General features: G+C 62.5%; 22 protein-coding genes. 11 read left to right on the forward strand and 11 right to left on the reverse strand.

Annotated elements, in window-relative coordinates; genetic code table 11:
• Positions 1-2: 2 nt before the first annotated feature.
• From PAF18_RS11640 to PAF18_RS11675, 8 genes are read left to right on the forward strand one after another with little or no spacing between them, the layout of a single operon-like run.
• Positions 3-1,097, forward strand: coding sequence for an ABC transporter ATP-binding protein (locus tag PAF18_RS11640; protein WP_271115881.1), 1,095 nt, complete (start codon positions 3-5; stop codon positions 1,095-1,097).
• Positions 1,097-2,218, forward strand: a complete 1,122-nt coding sequence (locus tag PAF18_RS11645) for a mandelate racemase/muconate lactonizing enzyme family protein (RefSeq protein ID WP_271115882.1) — start codon at positions 1,097-1,099, stop codon at positions 2,216-2,218. The genes PAF18_RS11640 and PAF18_RS11645 overlap by 1 nt, the downstream gene beginning before the upstream one ends.
• Positions 2,215-2,544 carry an L-rhamnose mutarotase gene (locus PAF18_RS11650; protein WP_271115883.1) on the forward strand — a complete coding sequence of 110 codons (330 nt, stop codon included), beginning with the start codon at positions 2,215-2,217 and terminating at the stop codon, positions 2,542-2,544. Before PAF18_RS11645 ends, PAF18_RS11650 begins: the two co-directional genes overlap by 4 nt.
• Positions 2,537-3,583, forward strand: coding sequence for a Gfo/Idh/MocA family protein (locus PAF18_RS11655; protein WP_271115884.1), 1,047 nt, complete (start codon positions 2,537-2,539; stop codon positions 3,581-3,583). The genes PAF18_RS11650 and PAF18_RS11655 overlap by 8 nt, the downstream gene beginning before the upstream one ends.
• On the forward strand, positions 3,583-4,032 hold the full coding sequence (locus PAF18_RS11660; protein WP_271115885.1) for a MaoC/PaaZ C-terminal domain-containing protein: 450 nt from the start codon (positions 3,583-3,585) through the stop codon (positions 4,030-4,032). The genes PAF18_RS11655 and PAF18_RS11660 overlap by 1 nt, the downstream gene beginning before the upstream one ends.
• On the forward strand, positions 4,029-4,760 hold the full coding sequence (locus PAF18_RS11665) for an SDR family oxidoreductase (protein ID WP_271115886.1): 732 nt from the start codon (positions 4,029-4,031) through the stop codon (positions 4,758-4,760). The genes PAF18_RS11660 and PAF18_RS11665 overlap by 4 nt, the downstream gene beginning before the upstream one ends.
• Positions 4,761-4,771: 11 nt before the next feature.
• The gene (locus tag PAF18_RS11670) at positions 4,772-5,617 is read left to right on the forward strand and encodes a fumarylacetoacetate hydrolase family protein (protein WP_271115887.1); all 846 of its coding nucleotides are present in this window, start codon (positions 4,772-4,774) and stop codon (positions 5,615-5,617) included.
• Entirely contained in the window at positions 5,614-6,885 is a 1,272-nt protein-coding gene (locus PAF18_RS11675) for an L-fuconate dehydratase (protein ID WP_271115888.1), read from the forward strand. Before PAF18_RS11670 ends, PAF18_RS11675 begins: the two co-directional genes overlap by 4 nt.
• Positions 6,886-6,942: 57 nt before the next feature.
• On the opposite strand, the gene PAF18_RS11680 is transcribed toward PAF18_RS11675, so the two are convergent.
• The 7 genes from PAF18_RS11680 to PAF18_RS11710 all read right to left on the reverse strand — a co-directional run bounded on the left by PAF18_RS11680 (position 6,943) and on the right by PAF18_RS11710 (position 13,756).
• Positions 6,943-8,070, reverse strand: coding sequence for a zinc-dependent alcohol dehydrogenase family protein (locus PAF18_RS11680; RefSeq protein WP_271115889.1), 1,128 nt, complete (start codon positions 8,068-8,070; stop codon positions 6,943-6,945).
• Between the two features lie 26 nt (positions 8,071-8,096).
• A complete protein-coding gene (locus PAF18_RS11685; protein WP_271115890.1) occupies positions 8,097-9,134 on the reverse strand; it encodes a cyclase family protein in 1,038 nt (345 codons plus the stop codon).
• Positions 9,135-9,159: 25 nt separating this feature from the next.
• Complete coding sequence (locus PAF18_RS11690) at positions 9,160-9,837, reverse strand: ABC transporter ATP-binding protein (protein ID WP_271115891.1); 678 nt, start codon at positions 9,835-9,837, stop codon at positions 9,160-9,162.
• Entirely contained in the window at positions 9,830-10,588 is a 759-nt protein-coding gene (locus tag PAF18_RS11695; RefSeq protein ID WP_271115892.1) for an ABC transporter ATP-binding protein, read from the reverse strand. The genes PAF18_RS11690 and PAF18_RS11695 overlap by 8 nt, the downstream gene beginning before the upstream one ends.
• Positions 10,585-11,526: a branched-chain amino acid ABC transporter permease gene (locus PAF18_RS11700; protein ID WP_271115893.1), complete on the reverse strand. Its 942-nt coding sequence runs from the start codon at positions 11,524-11,526 to the stop codon at positions 10,585-10,587. The genes PAF18_RS11695 and PAF18_RS11700 overlap by 4 nt, the downstream gene beginning before the upstream one ends.
• On the reverse strand, positions 11,523-12,419 hold the full coding sequence (locus PAF18_RS11705; RefSeq protein ID WP_271115894.1) for a branched-chain amino acid ABC transporter permease: 897 nt from the start codon (positions 12,417-12,419) through the stop codon (positions 11,523-11,525). Before PAF18_RS11705 ends, PAF18_RS11700 begins: the two co-directional genes overlap by 4 nt.
• 68 nt (positions 12,420-12,487) lie before the next feature.
• The gene (locus PAF18_RS11710) at positions 12,488-13,756 is read right to left on the reverse strand and encodes an ABC transporter substrate-binding protein (RefSeq protein ID WP_271115895.1); all 1,269 of its coding nucleotides are present in this window, start codon (positions 13,754-13,756) and stop codon (positions 12,488-12,490) included.
• 237 nt (positions 13,757-13,993) lie between these two features.
• Here PAF18_RS11710 and PAF18_RS11715 point away from each other — a divergent pair, with 237 nt between their 5' ends.
• Positions 13,994-14,782, forward strand: a complete 789-nt coding sequence (locus PAF18_RS11715; protein WP_271115896.1) for an IclR family transcriptional regulator — start codon at positions 13,994-13,996, stop codon at positions 14,780-14,782.
• Between the two features lie 21 nt (positions 14,783-14,803).
• Here PAF18_RS11715 and PAF18_RS11720 read toward each other — a convergent pair whose 3' ends face one another.
• Entirely contained in the window at positions 14,804-15,607 is an 804-nt protein-coding gene (locus PAF18_RS11720; protein WP_271115897.1) for an IclR family transcriptional regulator, read from the reverse strand.
• A gap of 102 nt (positions 15,608-15,709) precedes the next feature.
• Between PAF18_RS11720 and PAF18_RS11725 the strand changes: the two genes are divergently transcribed.
• Entirely contained in the window at positions 15,710-16,666 is a 957-nt protein-coding gene (locus PAF18_RS11725; RefSeq protein WP_271115898.1) for an SDR family NAD(P)-dependent oxidoreductase, read from the forward strand.
• 4 nt (positions 16,667-16,670) lie between these two features.
• Here the strand turns inward: PAF18_RS11725 and PAF18_RS11730 are convergent, their stop codons facing one another.
• The 3 genes from PAF18_RS11730 to PAF18_RS11740 are packed head-to-tail and all read right to left on the reverse strand — an operon-like array spanning position 16,671 to position 19,595.
• Positions 16,671-17,546: an acyl-CoA thioesterase gene (locus PAF18_RS11730; protein WP_271115899.1), complete on the reverse strand. Its 876-nt coding sequence runs from the start codon at positions 17,544-17,546 to the stop codon at positions 16,671-16,673.
• Positions 17,539-18,306, reverse strand: a complete 768-nt coding sequence (locus tag PAF18_RS11735; RefSeq protein ID WP_271115900.1) for an SDR family oxidoreductase — start codon at positions 18,304-18,306, stop codon at positions 17,539-17,541. Before PAF18_RS11735 ends, PAF18_RS11730 begins: the two co-directional genes overlap by 8 nt.
• A complete protein-coding gene (locus PAF18_RS11740; protein WP_271115901.1) occupies positions 18,303-19,595 on the reverse strand; it encodes an acyl-CoA dehydrogenase family protein in 1,293 nt (430 codons plus the stop codon). Before PAF18_RS11740 ends, PAF18_RS11735 begins: the two co-directional genes overlap by 4 nt.
• 253 nt (positions 19,596-19,848) lie before the next feature.
• Between PAF18_RS11740 and dctP the strand changes: the two genes are divergently transcribed.
• A complete protein-coding gene (dctP, locus tag PAF18_RS11745) occupies positions 19,849-20,895 on the forward strand; it encodes a TRAP transporter substrate-binding protein DctP (RefSeq protein WP_271115902.1) in 1,047 nt (348 codons plus the stop codon).
• The last annotated feature ends 22 nt before the right edge of the window (positions 20,896-20,917 follow it).

Consider the following 20,917-nt stretch of genomic DNA (forward strand, 5'->3'; position numbering starts at 1 on the left):
TCATGGCCGACCTGACATTGTCGAAGCTCGACAAGAAATATGGCGCTTTCCACGCCGTGAAGGGGATTGATCTGAGCGTCGAGGACGGCGAATTCGTCGCCCTTGTCGGCCCGTCAGGCTGCGGTAAATCCACGACGCTGCGGATGATCGCCGGTCTCGAAGATATCTCGGAAGGGGATATCTCGATCGGCGACAGGCTGGTCAACGATCTGGCGCCGCGGCAGCGCAATATCTCGATGGTGTTCCAGTCCTACGCGCTCTATCCACATATGACAGTGCGCGAGAATATGGGCTTCACGCTCAAGATCGCCAAGCGCCCGCAAGCCGAAATCGACGACGCCGTGACAGAGGCCGCGCGCGCGCTCGAGATCGAGCCTCTTCTGGACCGCCGCCCGGCGCAGCTTTCCGGCGGGCAGCGTCAGCGTGTGGCCATGGGGCGCGCCATCGTGCGAAGCCCGGACGTGTTCCTGTTCGATGAGCCGCTCTCCAATCTCGACGCCAAGCTGCGCGGGCAGATGCGGACCGAGATCAAGAAGCTCCATGCGAGGCTCGGCGCTACGGTGGTCTATGTGACCCATGATCAGGTCGAGGCGATGACTTTGGCCGACCGCATCGTCATCATGCGGGACGGGCGGATCGAGCAGGCCGGCACGCCGGACGAGGTCTTCAACAGACCGGCCACGCGCTTTGTCGCTGGATTCATCGGCTCTCCGCCAATGAACATTGCGGATGCGCAGCGCCGCGGCGACCGGCTGCGATTCGCGGATGGGGCCGAATTGCCACTGCCGCGCGATTATTTCGACCGGCTCGAGGACGGCGCCCGGGTCACCTTCGGCCTGCGTCCCGACGATGTCTATCCGGTGGGCCACGGTTTGCATAGCGGAACAGATGTCGAAACGCTTCCGCTGCAGGTCGCCCTGACCGAACCGCTCGGCAATGAGACGCTGCTGTTCGTCCGCTTTGCCGGGGCCGAATGGACCAGCCGGATGCTCAACCCCCGCCCCATCCGAAGCGGCGATACGGTCGAGTTCCAGTTCGACCTGTCGCGCGCGCATCTGTTCGACGCTGAGACCGGCCGCAGCCTGAGGGAGGCATGATGGCAAGGATCGAACGCGTTGAGCTGGCGATGGTCGATCTTGCACCAAAGGTCGAACGCAGGGATGCGATCCAGAGCTTCGTCAGTCAGGAAACCCCGCTCGTCACCGTCACCGACAGCGACGGCGCGCAGGGCATCGGGTATTCCTATACAATCGGGACTGGCGGCTCGTCGGTCATGCGCCTGCTGGCCGATCATCTCTGCCCGCGCCTGATCGGGCGCGATGCGACCGAGGTCGAGGCGATCTGGCACGATCTCGAATTTCTGACCCATGCCACTACGATCGGGGCGATCACCTCGATCGCGCTTGCCGCCATCGACACCGCGTTGTGGGATCTGCGCTGCCGCAAAGCGGGACTGCCCCTGTGGCGACTCGCGGGCGGGGCACGGGCATCGGCACCCTGCTATACGACAGAAGGCGGCTGGCTGCATTTGCCGACAGAGGCCATTGTCGAGGACGCGCTTGCCGCGAAGGCGCAGGGGTTTACCGGGTCCAAGGTCAAGATCGGGCGCTCCGCCATCGCCGATGATGTGGCCCGGCTGAAGGCGCTGCGCGATGCGGTCGGCGACAGCTACGAAATCATGACCGACGCCAACCAGGGTTTTGCCCGCGACAGCGCGCGCCGACGGGCCGAGGCGCTCGCGCCGTTCGGGCTGGCGTGGATCGAAGAACCCCTGCCCGCGGACGATATTGCCGGACATGCGTCGCTGGCACGATCGAGCCCGATCCCCATCGCAGTCGGAGAGTCGCTCTATTCGATCCGTCATTTCGCAGAATATGCGGCGCGCGACGCCTGCGGGATCATCCAGGTCGACGCTGGCAGGATCGGCGGTATCACACCCTGGCTCAAGGTCGCGCATATGGCCGAGGGATTCGATCTGCCGGTCTGCCCGCATTTCCTGATGGAGCTGCATGTCAGCCTTGTCTGCGCGGTGCAGAACGGGCGTTATGTCGAATATATTCCGCAGCTCGATGACATCACCGGCAGCGCGCTGAGGATCGAGAATGGCCATGCCTTCGCACCCGAAACCCCCGGCATCGGCATCGACTGGGATCCAGAGGCCATCGCAGCCCGCGCAATTCCCGAATTCAACATGACCATAACGGAGGCCCCGACATGATCCGCATGGGTTCCGTCATCGGGATCAGGCCCGAGAAAATCTCCGAATACAAGGCGCTTCACGCAAGGGCGTGGCCGGGCGTGCTCAAGACCATCAGCGCCTGTAATATCCGCAACTACGTGATTTATCTGCGCGAGCCGGAAAACCTCCTGTTCTCACATTTCGAGTATCACGGCGCTGACTGGGCAGCGGATCAGGCCAAAATGGCCGCCGATCCGGTGACGCGGGAATGGTGGGCGCTATGCGAACCCTGCCAGCGCAAGATGGATAGTGCCAGAGAGGGCGAGTGGTGGGCGCCGATGGAAGAGGTGTTCTTCCATGAGTGACGCTGGCAGCCTGACCCGGCACTGGCCTGGCTCGACGCGGCGGCGGCCCATCGTGATCTTCGGCGCGGGCTCAATCACGCGCGACGCGCATCTGCCCGCCTATGCCAAAGGCGGTTACGAAATTGCGGGGATCTATGACCCCGAACCGCAGAAAGCGGCGGATCTTGGCTTTCGCGCCCTCACCTCGGTCGAGGAGGCTGCGGCTGTCGAAGGCGCTGTGTTCGATCTGGCCACGCCGCCCGCCGCCCATGCCGCGATTCTCGCCGCATTACCCGAGGGCGCGCCGGTGCTGATCCAGAAACCGATGGGCATGGATCTCGCCGGAGCTTCCGAGATCCTGAGCGTCTGCCGCGCGCGCAAATTGCTGGCAGCGGTAAATTTTCAGCTGCGCTTCGCCCCGATGATGATCGCGTTGCGTGATGCCATCGCGAAAGGATGGCTGGGCGAGCTTGTCGATGTGGAACTGCACGGCGTGCTGGCGACGCCGTGGAGCCTCTGGGCGTTTCTTGACGGTCTGCCGCGGATCGAGATCACGATGCACTCGATCCATTATCTCGACAGCATACGCCAGTTGCTCGGCGATCCTGTCGGCGTGCATGCGAAAACGCTCGGCCATCCCGCACATGGGGTCGCCCAGACCCGCACATCCGCGATCCTCGATTACGGAGACCGGGTCCGCTGCACCTTGTCGATCAACCACGACTGGAATTTCGGCCGGCCCCATCAGGCCTGCGAGATGCGCGTCGCCGGGACCGAAGGCGCAGCCTATCTGCAATTCGGCGTGAATCTCGACTATCCAACGGGCGAGAAGGACATCCTGCGCCTTTGTCCCAAAGGCGGCGACTGGCTGGATGTGCCGTTGACAGGCGCATGGTTTCCTGACGCATTCACCGGACGGATGCACAATCTTCAGCGCGCGGCTGAAGGCGAGGAGAAACTCATCTCGCCGGTCGAGGATGCATGGCGCACGATGGCGCTTGTCGAGGCGGCCTATAGATCATCCAATCAACCCGCCACACCCATCGAAAGCCTGCCCTGATGGAAATCACCCGCTACTTCGAAGACATCGAGATCGGCGAAAGCCGGGTCACCTTTGGCCGCACCATCACCGAGACGGACTTCGTCGTCCATGCCGGCCATACGGGCGATTTCTTTCCGCATCACATGGATTCGGTGTTCATGGCCGATAGCGAATTCGGCCAGCGTATCGCCCATGGCACCATGGTTTTCGCCATAGGCATCGGGCTGACCGCGACGGTCATCAATCCGGTCGCGTTCTCCTATGGGTATGACCGGCTGCGCTTCGTCCGCCCGGTCTTCATCGGCGACACGATCCGCACCCGCGTCACCGCCGCGCGCAAGGAGGACGATCCCAAAAGACCCAACGCTGGGCGGCTTTTCGAAACGGTCGAAGTGCTCAACCAGCATGATCAGGTCGTGATGGCCTGCGAGCATATCTATATCATCGAGAAACAGGGGACGGCATGATTGATCTGACAGGAAAGCGCGTGCTCATCACCGCAGCGGGACAGGGCATCGGGCGCGCCACAGCCGAGGCCTTCGCCCGCGCAGGCGCAGAGGTTCTGGCGACGGACATCAACGCGGAAACGCTCGCAACGCTCGACGACACCCCGGGCATCCGCACCGACCGGCTGGATGTGCTGGACGACAGGATGGTCAACGATCTGGTGGCGGCATCTGGACCTGTCGATGTGCTGTTCAACTGCGCAGGTTTCGTGCATGGCGGAACGATTTTGGACATGCCAGACACGGATCTCGACTTCGCCTTCGATCTCAACGTCCGCTCGATGATCCGCATGATCCGGGCGGTGCTGCCGGGAATGATCGAGCGCGGCGAAGGGTGCATCCTGAACATGAGCTCGGTCGCCAGCTCGATCAAGGGCGTGCCCAATCGGTTTGTCTACAGCACGACGAAGGCCGCGGTTCTGGGCCTGACCAAATCCGTCGCGGCCGACTTCGTGACTCAGGGCATCCGCTGCAACGCGATCTGCCCGGGCACGGTGCAGTCGCCCTCGCTTGACGAAAGGCTTTCGTCAACCGGCGATTACGATCGGGCCCGGCGCGATTTCATCGCCCGGCAACCCATGGGCCGGATTGGCGAGGCCGAGGAAATCGCGGATCTGGCGCTGTATCTCGCGGGGGCAAGCTATACCACCGGGCAGGCTGTCTGCATCGACGGTGGGTGGACGATTTAAGGAGAAATGTCATGAAGCTGCTACGCTACGGTGCACCGGGCGCGGAAAGGCCCGGGATGATCGACGCTCAGGGACGGATCCGCGACCTGTCCGGCCATGTCGACGATATTTCCGGCGCGAATATCGATCCGGCCCGGCTGCGGGATATCGCCGAAATCGACCCGTCTACCCTGCCGCTCGTCGAGGGCGACCCGCGTCTCGGACCCTGTGTGGCGGGCACGGGCAAGTTCATCTGCATCGGCCTGAACTACTCGGATCACGCCGCCGAGACAGGTGCCGAGGTCCCGAAGGAGCCGATCATCTTCATGAAGGCCAGCTCGGCGATTTGCGGGCCGAATGATCCCATCATCATCCCGCGCGGTTCACAGAAAACCGATTGGGAGGTCGAGCTTGCGGTCATCATCGGGAAACGCGCCAAATACGTGACGGAAGCCGAGGCGATGGATCACGTGGCCGGCTATGCCGTTACCAACGATGTCTCTGAGCGGGCTTTCCAGATCGAGCGTTCGGGGCAGTGGACCAAGGGCAAGAGCTGCGACAATTTCGGTCAGATCGGGCCGTGGCTGGTGACCAGGGACGAGATCGCAGACCCGCAAAACCTGTCGATGTGGCTCACCGTGAACGGTGAGACGATGCAGAATGGCAGCTCGGCGACCATGGTCTTCGGGGTCGCGCATCTGGTCAGCTATCTGTCACAGTTCATGTCGCTGCATCCGGGCGACGTCATCTCGACCGGCACGCCGCCCGGCGTCGGGCTGGGGCTGAAGCCGCCCCGATTCCTGAAACCCGGTGACGTGGTCGAGCTCGGGATCGAAGGGCTGGGCCAGCAGCGTCAGGACGTGGTGGCCGACGGATGAGGATCACCGGGCTGCGCAGCTTCGATCTGCGCTTTCCCTCCGAAGGCGCGCTCGACGGCTCGGACGCGATGAATCCCGATCCGGTCTATTCGGCTGCCTATGTCGTGCTGGAAACCGATGCCGGGTTGGAAGGATTTGGGCTGACCTTCACCATTGGACGCGGCAACGAGCTGTGCGAGGCTGCCATCCGCGCCCTAGCGCCTCGCGTCGTCGGGCTGGATCTGGACTGGATCCGCGAGGATCCGGGCCGGTTCTGGCGCCATGTAACGGGCGATAGCCAGCTTCGCTGGGTCGGCCCCGACAAGGGGGTCATCCATCTGGCGACCGGCGCTATCGTCAACGCGGTCTGGGATCTGTGGGCGCGGGCCGAAGGTAAGCCGGTCTGGCGACTTGTGGCCGATATGCGCCCCGAAGACATTCTCAGGATTGTCGATTTCCGCTATCTCTCCGATGCGCTGACCCCGAACGAGGCGCGCGAAATCCTCGAACGCGCCACCGATGGCCGCGAGGCGCGCATCGCCGATCTCGAGGCCAATGGCTATCCCTGCTATACCACTTCGGCCGGTTGGCTCGGCTATCCGGACGACAAGCTGCGTCGGTTGTGCCGCGAGGCGAAGGCCGCCGGGTTCACCCATATCAAGATGAAGGTGGGCCGCGATCTGGACGATGACATCCGGCGGCTGACCATCGCCCGCGAGGAACTCGGCTGGGACGTCGCGCTCATGATCGACGCCAACCAGGTGTGGGAGGTTGGGCAGGCCGTGGACTGGGTCGACAGACTGGCCTTCGCCAAGCCCTATTTCATCGAAGAGCCGACCTCGCCCGACGACGTGCTGGGCCACCGAACCATCCGCGAGGCGGTCGCGCCGATACGTGTTGCCACGGGCGAAATGTGCCAGAACCGGATCATCTTCAAGCAGTTCATCACAGCCGGTGCAATCGACGTGGTCCAGATCGACGCCTGCCGTCTGGGCGGATTGAACGAGGTGCTTGCGGTGCAGCTCATGGCCGCGAAATACGGGCTTCCGGTCTGGCCCCATGCAGGAGGGGTGGGGCTGTGCGAATATGTGCAGCATCTGTCGATGATCGACTATGTCGCCGTCAGCGGCACGCGCGAGGACCGGCGGATCGAATTCGTCGATCATCTTCACGAGCATTTCACCGACCCCTGCGAGATCCGCAACGGCGCCTATATGCCGCCGGATCAGCCGGGATTTTCGATCCGGATCAAGGACGAGACGCTGGCGCGGTTTCGCTTCCCCGGCTGAGCGAGGACGGGCGAGGACCATCCCCGCCCGGAACACATCTGTCTGACGACCGCTTGCCTAGTCGAAGACGATCACCTGCCGGATCGCGTCGCCCGCCGCGAGGCGTTCGAACCCCTCGTTGATCTCATCCAGACGCAGCCGATGGGTCATGAGCTTCTCGATCGGCAGCTTGCCGGTCTGCATGAGTTTGGCAAAGCGGGGAATATCGCGAAGCGGCACGCATGAACCCACATAGGAGCCTTTGATGCAGCGCTCTTCAGCAGTGATAGATACCGGCGGAAGCGAGATACGCGCGTCTGGATGTGGCAGTCCCGCTGTCACGGTGGTTCCGCCTCGCCTTGTGATCCTATAGGCAAATTCCAGCGCCGGCGCGGCGCCGGCCAGCTCGACGGCCAGATCGACACCGCCGCCTGTCCATTCCTTCACCCGAGCCTCGGCGCCCTCTTCCGTCGGGTCGATCGCATGGGTGGCACCCAGTTCGAGCGCCTGCTTCCTTTTGTCCTCGGACAGATCCACAGCCACGGTCGTTTCGGCACCGGCTGCGACGGCCCCCAGCAATCCGGCCAGCCCGACCCCGCCGAGCCCGACGATGGCGCAGCTTTCGCCCATCTTGAGCGCACCGGAATTCAGCACCGCCCCCACGCCGGTCAGAACGGCACAGCCAAGAAGCGCGGCCTTGTCGAGCGGAATGTCGTCATCGATGCGGATGCAGGAATTTTCGGACATCACCGCATGGGTCGAAAAGGCCGATACACCGATGTGATGGTTGACCACCTGCCCATCCACGCTGATCTTGCGGTCCCCCCCGAGCAAGGTGCCCTCCGCACCGGCCGCAGCGGCAGGCTCGCACAGAGCGGGCCTGCCTTCGGCGCAGGGCACGCAGTGACCGCAGGAGGGCACAAAGACCATCACGACATGATCGCCTTCTTTCAGCCGCGACACACCTGGCCCAACCGCTTCGATCACCCCGGAGGCTTCGTGGCCAAGCGCCACCGGCGTGTCGCGCGGCCGGTCACCGTTGATGACAGAGAGATCCGAATGGCATAAACCCGCCGCCGCCATGCGCACCAGAACCTGGCCGGGCCCCGGATCGGCAAGTTCAGCTTCGACAATATCGAGCGGCTTGCTTTCTCCATAGGGGCGCGGCAGCGACATTTCCCTGAGCAGGGCGACTTTGGCCTTCATCGGATCTCTCCTGTGGTGGCTGCCGGTCAGCGTATCGCGACCGGATTGATGATCGACTGCACCGCGCCTTCGAGACGGGGCTGGCCAAGCACGAACATGAACTCGGTCACACCGTCATCTACAAGCTGCTGAGTGGCCATGTTCTCCAGAATATAGACCCCGTTCTTCGCCAGCAGCTCCTGATGCGCGGAAAACGCGGTTCCTTCGGGCCCCGGAACCGCGTCCAGCCCCCACGTGTCCGCCCCGACCGCGATGGCGCCTTGTTCGGCAAGCCAGGCTGCGGCAACCCGGTCGATCCCCGGCTCTCCTTCCGCGAAGCGTTCCGGCTCGCTTTCGATCAGGCTCAGCCAACCGGTATGCAGCAGAACGACGTCGCCTTCCTCCACGGTGAGATCGCTGTCCTCGAGAATGCTCTGGATCTCGTCGAGCGAGATATATTCGCCGGCCTCCATCACATCGACGCCGCGCGCGCCGGCCACGTCGATGACCAGTCCGCGGGTCACGATGGGCGGGATGTTGTGAATGCCCATCTTCGTCAGGCCGCCAGTCGTCACATAGTCGGCAGGAGTGTTCCCGTTATAGAAAACATTGTCGATTCCCAGATGTCCGAGACCGTCGATCTGGCTGCCCAGACCCACCCAGCCCATGATGACATCATCCACATAGGTCATTTTATTCGGCCCGATCGAGCTGCCCCCCTCCTGGCCCGGCATGAAGATATTGATGTCGAGTTCCCGAACGCCGAAGCCGGGCGTGTTTGCGCCGACCGGAATGCCGAGCGGATAGGCCTTCCCTTCGGTCACCAGCTCTGCGGCCTTCAGCACCAGTTCCGGCGACAGCAGATTGGCGGCGCCGAGTTCGTCATCGGCTCCGTATGTCGAGGGGAACCAGTCTTGGGCGGCGCTGTCCTCGGTGGCAGCGCCATCTTCTGACTCTGCCTGATCGGCGCCCGCCTGAGCCTCGGCGGCTGCGGCGGGTTCCGCGTCGTCACTGGCCTCCTGCGCCATGAGCGAGCTCGACAACAACGCTGCTCCGGCCAGAATGGCTGTAAATGCGGTTTTCATCGTCAGTTTCCTCCCTTTTTGAATATCAATGGGCCGGAGTTTCATCCTGCGCCGACGGGTTGCGCTCGGTGATCTCTCCGCGCTCGATCACGAAAAGCGAGTCGATCAGACCCGCAGAATGGACGTGGTCGGATTCGGACAGCAGCACCGACAGGCCCTCGCCCCGCAGCGATGAAATTACCTCGATCAGACGCTGGGCGAGCGCCGGTGCGACGCCCTCGAATGGTTCATCCAGGAGCAGCAGCCGCGTGCCGATCATCATCGCACGACCCAGCGCCACCAGCTTCTGCTGCCCGCCCGAAAGCGCCAGCGCCCTGCGTTCCGAGAAGCGCGCGATCTCGGGCATGAGCTCATAGACCATGCTGAGCCGCTTTTCGTATCCGCCCTGACCGGTGGCGCGGATCGGCAAAAGGATATTTTCCTCGACGCTGAATTCCGGGATCAGGCGCCGATCTTCGGGCATGTAGCCCACGCCGAGCGATGCGCGGATATGTGCGGGCGCCGACGTGACGTCCTGGCCGTCAATCATAACGGTGCCGCCCGAGGGCGGGATCAAACCCATCACCGCCCGCATGAAGGTGGTCTTGCCGGCCCCGTTGCGGCCCACAAGACCGGCAGAGGACCCGCTGCGGATCGACAGGCTGGCACCGCGCAGGATGGTGGTCCCTGCTATGCCGGCATCGAGATCGCGTGTCTCAAGCATGGGCGCCTCCGACCACATACTGCCGCACCTTGTCGTTGCGCAGCACCTCTTCGGTCGGCCCATCCGCGAGGATCTGACCTTCATAGAAGGCCACGGTGCGCCGCGCGAAGCGCTCGACGATATCCATGTCGTGCTCGATGAACATAAGCGTCGTTTCACCGTCCTCAAGCGGCTTGATGACGGTCTCCATCATCTCGATCTTTTCATCGACGGACACGCCAGAGGTGGGCTCGTCCAGCAGAATGACGGCAGGGTCGTTGACCGCCGCCATGGCGATATCGAGCTGCTTCTTGACACCTTGCGGCAGCGTTCCCACAACGTGATCGCCAAACCGTTCCAGACCGAAACGTTCCAGGACAACGCCCGCGGCCTCGACCCGCGCGGCCGTGATGGACGGCGCCCAAAGCCCGCCGCTGGTTTCCTTGGCGGCGACATCTGCGATCATCAGGTTTTCCAGCGAGGTCAGCTCGGGGAAGATCTGGCTGATCTGGAAGCTGCGACGGATCCCGGCACGCGCCGTATCCTTGGGCGACCAGCCGGTGATGTCCTGGCCCCGAAAGCTGATCCGACCGGTGGAGGGCGTGAGATACCCGGTCACCATGTTGACGAACGTCGTCTTGCCAGCGCCGTTGGCACCGATCACGGCGAGTGTCTCACCAGGATACATGGCGATGGAGATGTTCTCTGCCGCGACGACGCCGCCGAAGCTTTTGCCAAGTCCTTCCGTGCGCAGGATGGCTTCGCGGGTCATGCTTTTCTCCGTTTCTGCACCAGAGACCACAGCCCGTCAGGCAGCAGCAGGATCACGCTCAGCATCACCGCTCCGAGGATCATCTGCCATGCGTTCGGCGCGATATCGAGCGCATAGGTCCTCACGAGTTGCAGCAGGAAATACCCAATTACCGGCGCGATTGCGCTGCCACGCCCCGCGAGCAGCGCGACAAAGACGAATTGGCCCGACGTCGTCCAGTTCGTCATCGTCGGATCGACATGCCCGGTCGAAATGGCGAACAGACCGCCGCCGAGCCCAGACAGCGCAGCGGCAACGGCAATCGCGATGAACACGATCCGCTTCGGAGAAGCGCCCAGATATTCCAGCCTGATTTCATTCTCGGCCACGGCTTCGCACAGCATACCTGCGCCCGAGCGCAGATAACGCGCCACGACGAGGCAGGACAAGACGGTGAGAGCGGCGGTGACACCATAGGTTATCGCAGGCCGGATCGCACGTTCGGGTGACCAGCCCAGATAGCTGACCGGCGGGATATTGAAGCCGTCGGTGGACCCCAGCCATGATGCCCGGACGAGAAGTCCGTAGAGGATCATCGACACGGCCAGTGACAGCATGGCGAAGAAGATTTCCCGGTAGCGCGCAAGAAGCAGGCCCAGCACTGCGCCGGTCAGCAGTGACGCCAGGATCGCCGCGGGCAGCAGCAGAGCCGCATCGGTGATGCCCAGCTTCGCCGCCAGCATCCCGACCGCATAGCCGCCGATACAATAGTAAAGGCCCTGCCCGAAATTCACCAACCCTGCGCGCATCTGAAGCGCGACGCCAAGCGCGACAAGACCGCCCGCCAGCGCCGTCTGCAAAAGAAAGCGCAGCCACCCCGGCAAAAAGAACCCGGCGATCAGCAGGCAGGCGAGGATCGCTATATAGATATGTTCGCGGCGGAAATCCGTCTTCGTCATATTTTTCGCCCCGAGGTTTTCGCAAAAAGCCCGTGAGGCCGGACCGCCAGAACCGCAGCCATCACAGCATAGATCGCAAAGAGATCGAACTCGGGCGCGAGATGCACCGACAGCGCACGCGCATAACCCGCAAAGATCGCGCCGATCGCCGCACCGGGGATCGAGCCCAGGCCGCCGATCACCACGACTGCGAAAGCAAGGATGATGACCTCAACCCCGATGCCTGGCGTGATCGCGATTTTCGGCGCCGTGATGACACCGCCGATCATCGCGAAGATGGTGCCGATGACGAAGGTTGTAGAGAATATCCGCGTGACATTGATGCCCATGGCCGCGCTGATCTCGCGGTCGGCCACCACAGCGGTCGTCATCCGGCCCATCCGCGTTCGCTCGAGCCAGAACCACAGGGCAAAGCCAAGCACGACGGCCAGCACCACCATCAGCAGATCATAGACCTGATATGGAAGCCCACCGATCTCGACGAAGCCGAAATAGGCATAGGGCTCATAGACGAAATAGCTGTTCACGCCCCAGATCAGCTTTACCGCATCTTCGAGGATCAGGAACATTGCATAGGTGACGAGGACCATCAGCACCTCGTCCTTCCCGGTCAGAAATCTTAGAACGCCGCGTTCGATGGCCAGACCCACCACGAAGCCGACGACAACGGCGGCCATCCCCATCGCCAGAAACGCCCCGGCCTGAGGCAATCCCGCACCGTAATAGGCCCCGAGCGCCGAGGCGCAGATATAGGCGCCTATAGCGTAGAAGGCCCCATGTGCGATGTTCAGGATACGCATCACACCGTAGATCAGCGTGAGCCCTACTGCGACCAGAAAGAGCCAGGCGGCGTAGTTCATGCCGTCGAGCATAATGGCGGTGAATTTCAGCATCTACTGTCCCGGAAGCTCGAATGCAGTTGGCGGATCCCTGCGACAGGGATCCGCCCAAGGATCACGGCTCAGCTGCAAGTCGAACCTTCGAAGCCCGACTCGATCCATTCTTCCGCGGTCATATCAGCGGGTGGGCTCACGCATTCGGCGTCGTAGAAAATGACATTCTCGACACCCGGCTCACCGTCTTCGCTCAGCTTATAGGTGCCGAAGCCGATGCCCTGGATGGCCTGGTGGCCATTGGCATTGGCCATGCGAACCGTGCCGGAGGGGGCTTCGAATTCCATGCCGGCGAAAGCTTCGGCCGCTTCCGCGCCTGTCGCATTCTCGCCCGCCGCTTCGAATGCAGCCTTGGTGCCCAGCACCGCTTGCGCCATTTTCCAGGCCGGATAGGTGGGCTTCTGACCGAAGCGCTCTTCATAGGCTGCGGTGAACCAGCTTGCGAGTTCATTCTCTGGCGCGAACACGCTATACGGGCCGCGCGCCGAGATGATCGCACCTTCCGGCACATCCTTGGCGATGACGGGGAACAGAGCCTCGCCGCAGGTCATCAGCACCGTCGAGCGCGCAAAAAGACCACGCGGGGCCGATTGCAGGACCAGCGCCTCGAGGTCGCCACCCCAGAACGAGCTGAACACAACCGTCGGGGAGGATGTCAGCAGCGCCGAGACCTCCGCACCGTATTGCCCGGCGCCGAGCTGCGGAAACTGTTCCGAAACCAGCTCTGCACCGGTATCGAGCGCTTCAAGAGAGGCCGTGAAATCCCGCCAATTGTCCTGACCCCAGGCGTAATTCTGGTTCACGCCGGCCACGCGCGACAGATCCGCGCCGGTATCGACCAGATAGCGGGCCGCGCCCACGGCATCGGGTGTTGCTGTCGGCCCGGTCCGGAACAGAAACTTCGGATCGGTCACCACCTGTTCGAAAATCTGCGGTGTGCCGCAATCGACGAAAACGGTAAAGGTCTCCAGCTCCTCGGCGAGCGGCGCGACCGTCTGGCAGTTCCCCGACGACGTATAACCGATCACCGCATCGACCGCCTCACGATCGACGAGATTGCGATACTCGACTGCGGCATCCGAGGCCTCATCGGTGAAGGTGCCGACGATGCTGCGGCCGTTGATCCCGACGCTGTCATAGGGGGCCGGAACCTCACCGGCATTGAGCGCGTCGAACAACAGTTCAGCGGCATTCTTTTCCGGCTCGCCGAACGGGCCGGCGGCGGCTCCGGACAGGAAGACCGGCACCCCGATCTTGAAGCTGTCCTCTTGCGCGTGGCCGACCGTCGCGGGGACGATGGCCGTGCAAAGCGTCAGCGCGGCGATGTGGTATTTCATGATGTGTCTCCTCCCGAAATATCAGGTTAGCTCGATGAAGCCGACCCGCTTTTTATGCTCAGTCGCGGCCGCGCTTGTGCGACGGCGCATCCAGCGACCGCCGCCAGCGCCTCCCGAAACGCTTGCGGCATGCGTAGGCGTCCAGTATACTGAACGATATTCATTATTCTGGATGATAACGCGGATTCGGACTGTGTCAAACATTCGCTTGCTGAAAAGCTTAAAATGAGAGAACCGATGGCGACCGATCGCAGTCGTAAACTCTCTGTCCCTGCCATCGGTCGGGCGACCGCGCTCATGGATCTCATTGCCGATGAACCCGACAGCCTGACCATTGCAAGCATGGCGAGACGCTTGGGGCTGGCGAAAAGCTCGGTCCACGCGCAGTGCAGTACCCTTGAAGAGCTCGGCCTGCTCGTGCGGAACTCCGACAACAGCTACGCGATCGGCCCGCATGTCATGCATTGGTCGCGCGCCTTCGCGCGCCGCAGCGATGTGACGGCAGAGTTTGCCCGGATCTGGGATGAAGGCACCGACCAGCTTCAGGGCGCGACCATCACGTTGTCGGTGCTGAACGGCAACGACGTCGTCTATATCGGCGCGCGCAACTCCGATCATACGCCCTGGTTCAACTTCAGCATCGGCATGCGTCTGCCGATGGCATTTACCGCCACCGGGCAGGCCTTCATGACCCGCATGTCAGAGACCGAGATCCGGAATCGTTTCGCGGATGGTCTGCCGCCGCCGATGACACCGCATTCGCCACAGTCGCTTGATGAGCTTCTGCAACTCGTCGCAGAGGCGCGACAGCGCGGCTATTCCATAGACAACCAGGCGGTGAGCGACGGTATGATCTGCTTCGGCGCCCTTGTCCTGAACGCCTCCAACGAAGCCGTGGCCGGCGTTGCCGTCAGCCTGCCCGTGCGCGAGGCGACGCCCGACAAGCGGGAGGTGATCGTCAGGGCGCTGACGCAGATCTCATCGACCATCTCGCGCCGCCTTGGCGCGGGGATCGAGGCGATGTAACCGGACGGCTGGCTGCGTCGGTCAAAGCCGGCCCGGAATGTCGCTCAGAGCCCGCCCCGCCGCGATGAGGCGGGGGCCGTAATGTTCGCGCAGCTCGTCAGGCGTGATAAGGAAGCTGGGGGCACCTACGTTCATGCTGTAGATACGGTCCCCATGCAACGACAGGATCGGCACCGCGATTCCGCTGATCTGCGGACGCCAGTCGCCGAAGGAAGAGCACCAGCCGTATTCGGCATATTCTTCAAAGGCGCGCTCCAGCCCCTTGCGGATCTCTTTGATGTTCTCGCGGCCGGCGTCTTCCGCCTGGACAAGCAGTCTCTCGCGGACATCGTCGGGAAGGGCACAGAGAAGCGCGCGCCCCATCGCGGACCGAAAGAGCGGCAATCGAGACCCCACACCGAGTGTCAGCGATACGTCGCTGTTCGGGCGGTGAACGGATGTGTAGATCATGCTCAGTTGATGGCGCTCACCGAAGGCCACCGTCGCGTTGGGGTTCGGCCCCCCCTCGTAAAGCCCCCGCATCACTTCCGATGCGCGGCTGGCGATATCGATACCGGCCAGAACCCCATAGCCGAGCCTCAGAACGCCCGCCCCGAGGCGATATTTTCCTGAGTCCTCCATATGCACAAGGTAGTCGAGTTGGCACAGCGTATGGGTCAGACGTGTCACGGTCGGGCGCGGCAAGCCGGTGCGCTGCGCGATATCGCTGTTAGACAGGCTCGTCTCGTTGCGGCGAAAACAGCGCAGAACTTCCAGCCCCCGCGCCAGCGCGGTGACAAAGTTGCGATCTGTGCCTAGATCGAGATCGATATGATCTTCCATCATCTCAGGGTCTTTCCTTGCGATAGCGCTCTAGGATGAGATCTGGAGCGCTTTGCCGGACCAGCGGCGATAGGGCTCGAATGGTCTTAACGACAGCCATCGTTGTTGTCGAGGAAACCGTTCCGGCACTTCTGGGCCATCTGGCGCGCCGCATCTGAGGATGAAGCATCTCTGCCTTCACGACCGCTCTCGCAACGTTATCATACTCCAAACGTTCCGCCTCGCAAAATTGAGTTCCGCAGTTGGTTGACAAGATGTTCAGGCCTCCGTTTTATCGTGACGTCAAGGGAGGAAATCATGCGCCTGTTCGATCTTTCCGGTAAGACGGCACTCATCACGGGGTCCACCAAGGGTATCGGCCGGGCGTCGGCAGAGGCGCTCGCCGCTGCAAACGCACGCGTCGTGATCTCGAGCCGCACCGCAGAGGATTGCGAGCGCGTGGCCGCAGAGATCCGTGATGCAGGGGGTGACGCCACGCCCATTCCCGCGAATATCTCGCGAGATGACGAACTCGAAGATCTGGTGAAAACGACCGAAGAAAAACTCGGTCCGGTTGATGTGCTTGTCTGCAACGCCGCGGTCAATCCCTATCACGGACCGTTCCTCGACATTCCCGATGATGCGTTCGAAAAGACCATTCGCGTCAATATCCGGTCGAACATGCGACTGGCCAAGCGGGTGATCCCCGGCATGCAAAAGGCTGGCGGCGGCGCGATCGTCGTCATCAGTTCAATCGCGGGGTTCAAAGGCTCGGATATGCTCGGGACCTATGCGCTGACCAAGGCCGCTGACGCTCAGCTCGTTCGGAACCTCGCAGTCTGCTATGGCAAGGATAACATCCGCGCGAACGGAATTGCTCCGGCGCTGGTAAAGACCGACTTTGCCCGGAAACTCTGGGAGAACGAGGAGCGTGCAAGACAGGTCGCGGAAAGCTATGCGCTCAAACGCCTGGGCGAGCCGGACGATATCGCCGGCGCTGTGCATTTCCTGGCCAGCGATGCGGGCGCATGGATGACAGGGCAGACCCTCATCATCGATGGCGGATGGTCGGTCTACGAATAGGGGATCAGCTCTTCTTTCGAAGCGGGCGCATGAGCCCCTCCTGCGCGGCGCTCGCGACGAGGCGGCCAGAACGGTCATAGATGCTGCCTCGGTTGAAGGACCGAGCCCCGCCGGCAAAGGGCGAATCCATCGCATAGAGCTGCCAGTCCTCGGCACGGACATCGCTATGGAACCACATAGCATGGTCCAGGCTGGCGCTCATGACTTTGCCCTGGAACCAGCTTAGCCCATGTGGCCGGAGTGCGGCGCCCAGAAGTCCCATATCCGACGCATAGGCCAGCAGGCATTGCTGCATTCGTATGTCCTGCCCCTTGGCCGCGGGAATCCGGAACCAGACGGCGTTTCGGTCCGACACCGGCTCAGGCTCGAAAATGTCGCGCGGTTCGACTTCGCGCACTTCGATCGCGCGATCCCGCAGATAATCGAGCACGCGCGGATCCTTGATCCTTGCGGCATCCTCCGAGCGCAATTCGCGCCGGTCGGTCCATTCCTCCGGCCCCGGCAGCGCAGGCATGGCGTGCTGGTGTTCCCAGCCCTCCTCTGCGATGTGGAAGGATGCCGAAAGATGGAAGATCTGTGCGCCGTGCTGGATCGCCACGACCCGGCGGGTGCTGAAGCTTCCGCCGTCCCTCGAGCGGTCCACCTGATAGATCACTGGCTGTTCGGGATCGCCTCCGCGCAGAAAATACGCGTGCAGCGAATGGCAGACGCGGCTTCGGTCCTCTACCGTCTCGTAAGCCGCCATCAGCGCCTGCGCCACGACCAGACCGCCGAAGATCCGTCGGCTTCCCGGATCGGGCAGATCGTGCCCCCGGAAGAGATCGACCTCGAGGCTTTCCATGTCGAGAAGCCCGAGAAGTTGTGCCGAGGCGTCAACCATCCTTGCTCTTCGCGAAGCGCCGGTTGAGCTTACGCATGCCACCGATCCAGCGGTCGTAACTCTCTGTCTTGTTGCGCATGTAGTCCAGCACCTGGGGATGGGGCAGTATCAGAAAGCGCTCTTCCGCAATACCCCTGAGCGCTGCATCCGCCACCGCATCGGGTTCCAGCATCCCGTCGAGGCTGGCGACGCCGGACTCGTTGCCTCTGACCATATCCGTGTTCACCGCTTGCGGGCATAGCACCGAGACCCTGATCCCGTCATCCCCGTGGGTCAGGGCGACCCATTCCGCAAAGCCCACAGCGGCGTGTTTCGTGACCGCATAAGGCGCAGAGCCGACCTGGCTGAGCAATCCGGCAGCGGAGGCGGTGTGTAAAAGATAGCCTCCGCCGCGCGCCGCCATGCGCGGGATGAGATGCCGCGCGGCCCGCACATGGGCCATGACATTCACATCCCACATATGCTGCCAGTCCTGGTCCGGCACTTCGACGCCGCCGCGACGCATGATTCCGGCATTCGAGCAGAAAAGATCGATCTGTCCGAGCTCTCCTTCCACCGTGTCAATCATGGCCTCGGTCGCTCCCGGCTCTGCAACGTCGACGACCTCTGTCCGGCCGATCCCCGCGACATCGCGCAAGGCCATCTCGTCCCGATCGGAGAAGACAACCCTCGCCCCCTCCGCGACAAGACGCCTGCCAAGAGCGAGACCGATTCCGCCCCCTGCGCCGGTCACAACGGCGAGTTTGCCCGAGACATTCATCGCCGCGATGCTTCCTGCGCGACCGCCTGGCGCTCATTGGAGGCCTCGAAAGCCTGACGCTCGGCGCGCGCGATGACGTGGTGATGCACCTCATCGGGACCGTCGGCAAAGCGCAGCGTCCGCTGATGCGCATACATAGACGGCAGGTCGGACCATTGGCTTATGCCGGTCGCGCCGTGGATCTGCATCGCTTCATCGATGATTCGGCAGCAGATCTCGGGGACCATCGCCTTGGCCTTAGACACCCAGATCCGGGCCTCCTTGTTGCCCAGCACGTCCATTGCCTTGGCCGCCTTGAGCACCAACAGCCGCATCGCGTCGATATCGATTCGAGCGCGCGAAATCGTCTCCATGTTCTTGCCGAGGTCTATGATGGGCTTGCCGAAGGCCTCACGTGTGGTGCCCCGATGAATCATCAGATCGAGGGCCTTCTCGGCCGAGCCGATGGAACGCATGCAGTGATGAATGCGGCCCGGACCAAGGCGAAGCTGGCTGATTTCGAAACCGCGACCCTCGCCCCACAGGATGTTTTCTTCGGGCACGCGCACGTCATTGAAGCGCAGATGCATATGGCCGTGCGGGGCGTGATCCTGCCCGAATACCGTCATCGGCCCGACAATCTCCAGACCCGGCGTGTCCATTGGCACGAGGATCTGGCTCTGCTGACGAAACGCCTCTGCTTCAGGCGATGTCTTGCACATCACGATCAGTATCTTGCAGCGCGGATCGCCCGCGCCCGAAATATAGAATTTCTCGCCGTTCAGAACCCACTCGCCATTCTCAAGCACCGCGCTCGTGCTGATATTCTTGGCATCGGAAGACGCCACATCCGGCTCTGTCATCGCGAAGGCAGAGCGGATCTCTCCGGCCAGAAGCGGCTTGAGCCACCGCTCCTTCTGAGCGGGGGTGCCGACGCGCTCTAGCACCTCCATGTTCCCTGTGTCCGGCGCGGCGCAGTTGAGCGATTGGGGCGCCAGCGACGACTTGCCCAATTCGAAAGCGATATAGGCGTAGTCCAGATTCGAAAGCCCTTCGCCGGTTTCCGAGTCGGGCAGGAAGAAATTCCACAGCCCGGCTTCGCGCGCCTTGCGCTTCAGATCTTCCAGAAGTTCGAGCTGGCCGGGCGCGAAAGCGAAACGTTCGGCGCGATCCTTTCCGAGACGCTGATATTCTGCCTCGGCGGGAATGCAGTTGTCGTGGACGTGACGGATCACTTTTTCAAGCAGGGGACGAGCGTCGGCAGACATCCGCAGATCGTGCAGTTCGTCTTCGGAAAGCGCGTGAGACATGAGACCCTCAGGACAAAGATGAGAGAAAACCGGGATTAGTACGTCTAGAGCCCCTGACATTTGTCAGTGAGCCTAAGGGGATGATCTTCCAGCGGTCAAGGCGACACAAGCATTTTTGTCCGCATTGCGAAATATAGTTCCGCTTGTTGACTTGCCCGCGCCAGCGCGCTTATCGTCCTCTTGAATAAGGGTCGGGAGAACGGCAGCATTCTGTCATCGCGCTGCCGCTCGCCGCGCATCCAGGGAGGAAGACATGACCAGCAATACAAAGGGTATCAACCGGCGCACCATGATCCGCGGCGGCGCTGTCGCAGCCTTCGCCGCGCCTGCCATGGTTGGCCGCGCAAGCGCGCAGGCACAAGTCACCTGGCGCGTGCAGTCGCACTGGCCGAAAGCATCGGGTTCCTTTGACGGCAGCCTCGGCGCGCTCGCCACCGCGCTGGAAGAGCGCACGGAGGGCGCCTTTAAGCTTGAACTTCTCGGCGCAGGTGAGTTCGCCAAGGGTCCCGACATCTTCAATGTGGTGCGCCGCGGCGTCGTGCCGATGGGCTCGATCAGCCCCTCCTATATCGAGGACAATGCCGCAGCCGCGTCCTTCCTTTACGGGATTCCCGGCACGCTGCGCCAGGCTTGGGAAATGGAGCACGCCACCAAGAATCTCGGCATCGAAGACCTCGTCAATAAAGACCTCGAAAGCGAAGGCGTGACCATCCGTGCCGAAAAGGTCCTGCCCACCGAGATGACGCTGTCGAAGAAGATCGAGAATGCGGGCGATTTCGAGGGTCTGAAGATCCGCTCGTCCGGCACCATGCTCGACTATCTCGCCGCCGCCGGGGCCGCGCCGCAATACGTGCCGGGCTCCGAGCTGTATCAGGCGATCAGTTCGGGTGTGGTTGACGGCGCGCACTGGGGCGCGGCAATCGGTGCGCAGTCCATGTCGCTGTGGGAAGTCTGCAAATACCATTACAAGCCGGTTCTGGCGCAGACGACCGATGCCTGGATCATCAATATGGATGCGCTCGGCGAGCTTCCCGATGAACTGCGCACCGCGCTTCTCGACGTGGTCGAAAACCGGTTCTTCCTGCGCACGGCTGAGTACCAGCATCAGGAGGCCATCGCCCTTCGCGAAGGAATCGAGCAGAACAACATCGAGATCGTCGAGCTTCCCGAAGATGTTCTTGGCCTTCTGGAGGAGGCATCGGCAAGCATTCTGGAAACCGAGGGGCAGAAGGGCGAGAATGCGGCGTCCGCAGCGGACATCTATCGCACCCTCATGACCGATCTGGGTTACACGAGCTGATTGAAAGCCGCGGGCGCGGGCC

Origin of the sequence: Paracoccus sediminicola (genome assembly GCF_027912835.1) — a bacterium.
GTDB lineage: Bacteria > Pseudomonadota > Alphaproteobacteria > Rhodobacterales > Rhodobacteraceae > Paracoccus > Paracoccus sediminicola.

What these genes read in the sequence shown, in the direction of transcription:
- PAF18_RS11685 (WP_271115890.1), bottom strand. Translation starts at nt 9,134, where the DNA reads ATGAAAACCGCATTTACAGCCATTCTGGCCGGAGCAGCGTTGTTGTCG.
- PAF18_RS11675 (WP_271115888.1), top strand. Translation starts at nt 5,614, where the DNA reads ATGAGGATCACCGGGCTGCGCAGCTTCGATCTGCGCTTTCCCTCCGAA.
- PAF18_RS11740 (WP_271115901.1), bottom strand. Translation starts at nt 19,595, where the DNA reads ATGTCTCACGCGCTTTCCGAAGACGAACTGCACGATCTGCGGATGTCT.
- PAF18_RS11650 (WP_271115883.1), top strand. Translation starts at nt 2,215, where the DNA reads ATGATCCGCATGGGTTCCGTCATCGGGATCAGGCCCGAGAAAATCTCC.
- PAF18_RS11695 (WP_271115892.1), bottom strand. Translation starts at nt 10,588, where the DNA reads ATGACCCGCGAAGCCATCCTGCGCACGGAAGGACTTGGCAAAAGCTTC.
- PAF18_RS11715 (WP_271115896.1), top strand. Translation starts at nt 13,994, where the DNA reads ATGGCGACCGATCGCAGTCGTAAACTCTCTGTCCCTGCCATCGGTCGG.
- PAF18_RS11705 (WP_271115894.1), bottom strand. Translation starts at nt 12,419, where the DNA reads ATGCTGAAATTCACCGCCATTATGCTCGACGGCATGAACTACGCCGCC.
- PAF18_RS11735 (WP_271115900.1), bottom strand. Translation starts at nt 18,306, where the DNA reads ATGAATGTCTCGGGCAAACTCGCCGTTGTGACCGGCGCAGGGGGCGGA.
- PAF18_RS11655 (WP_271115884.1), top strand. Translation starts at nt 2,537, where the DNA reads ATGAGTGACGCTGGCAGCCTGACCCGGCACTGGCCTGGCTCGACGCGG.
- PAF18_RS11690 (WP_271115891.1), bottom strand. Translation starts at nt 9,837, where the DNA reads ATGCTTGAGACACGCGATCTCGATGCCGGCATAGCAGGGACCACCATC.
- PAF18_RS11680 (WP_271115889.1), bottom strand. Translation starts at nt 8,070, where the DNA reads ATGAAGGCCAAAGTCGCCCTGCTCAGGGAAATGTCGCTGCCGCGCCCC.
- PAF18_RS11710 (WP_271115895.1), bottom strand. Translation starts at nt 13,756, where the DNA reads ATGAAATACCACATCGCCGCGCTGACGCTTTGCACGGCCATCGTCCCC.
- PAF18_RS11665 (WP_271115886.1), top strand. Translation starts at nt 4,029, where the DNA reads ATGATTGATCTGACAGGAAAGCGCGTGCTCATCACCGCAGCGGGACAG.
- PAF18_RS11645 (WP_271115882.1), top strand. Translation starts at nt 1,097, where the DNA reads ATGGCAAGGATCGAACGCGTTGAGCTGGCGATGGTCGATCTTGCACCA.
- PAF18_RS11660 (WP_271115885.1), top strand. Translation starts at nt 3,583, where the DNA reads ATGGAAATCACCCGCTACTTCGAAGACATCGAGATCGGCGAAAGCCGG.
- PAF18_RS11700 (WP_271115893.1), bottom strand. Translation starts at nt 11,526, where the DNA reads ATGACGAAGACGGATTTCCGCCGCGAACATATCTATATAGCGATCCTC.
- PAF18_RS11720 (WP_271115897.1), bottom strand. Translation starts at nt 15,607, where the DNA reads ATGATGGAAGATCATATCGATCTCGATCTAGGCACAGATCGCAACTTT.
- PAF18_RS11670 (WP_271115887.1), top strand. Translation starts at nt 4,772, where the DNA reads ATGAAGCTGCTACGCTACGGTGCACCGGGCGCGGAAAGGCCCGGGATG.
- PAF18_RS11640 (WP_271115881.1), top strand. Translation starts at nt 3, where the DNA reads ATGGCCGACCTGACATTGTCGAAGCTCGACAAGAAATATGGCGCTTTC.
- PAF18_RS11730 (WP_271115899.1), bottom strand. Translation starts at nt 17,546, where the DNA reads ATGGTTGACGCCTCGGCACAACTTCTCGGGCTTCTCGACATGGAAAGC.
- dctP (WP_271115902.1), top strand. Translation starts at nt 19,849, where the DNA reads ATGACCAGCAATACAAAGGGTATCAACCGGCGCACCATGATCCGCGGC.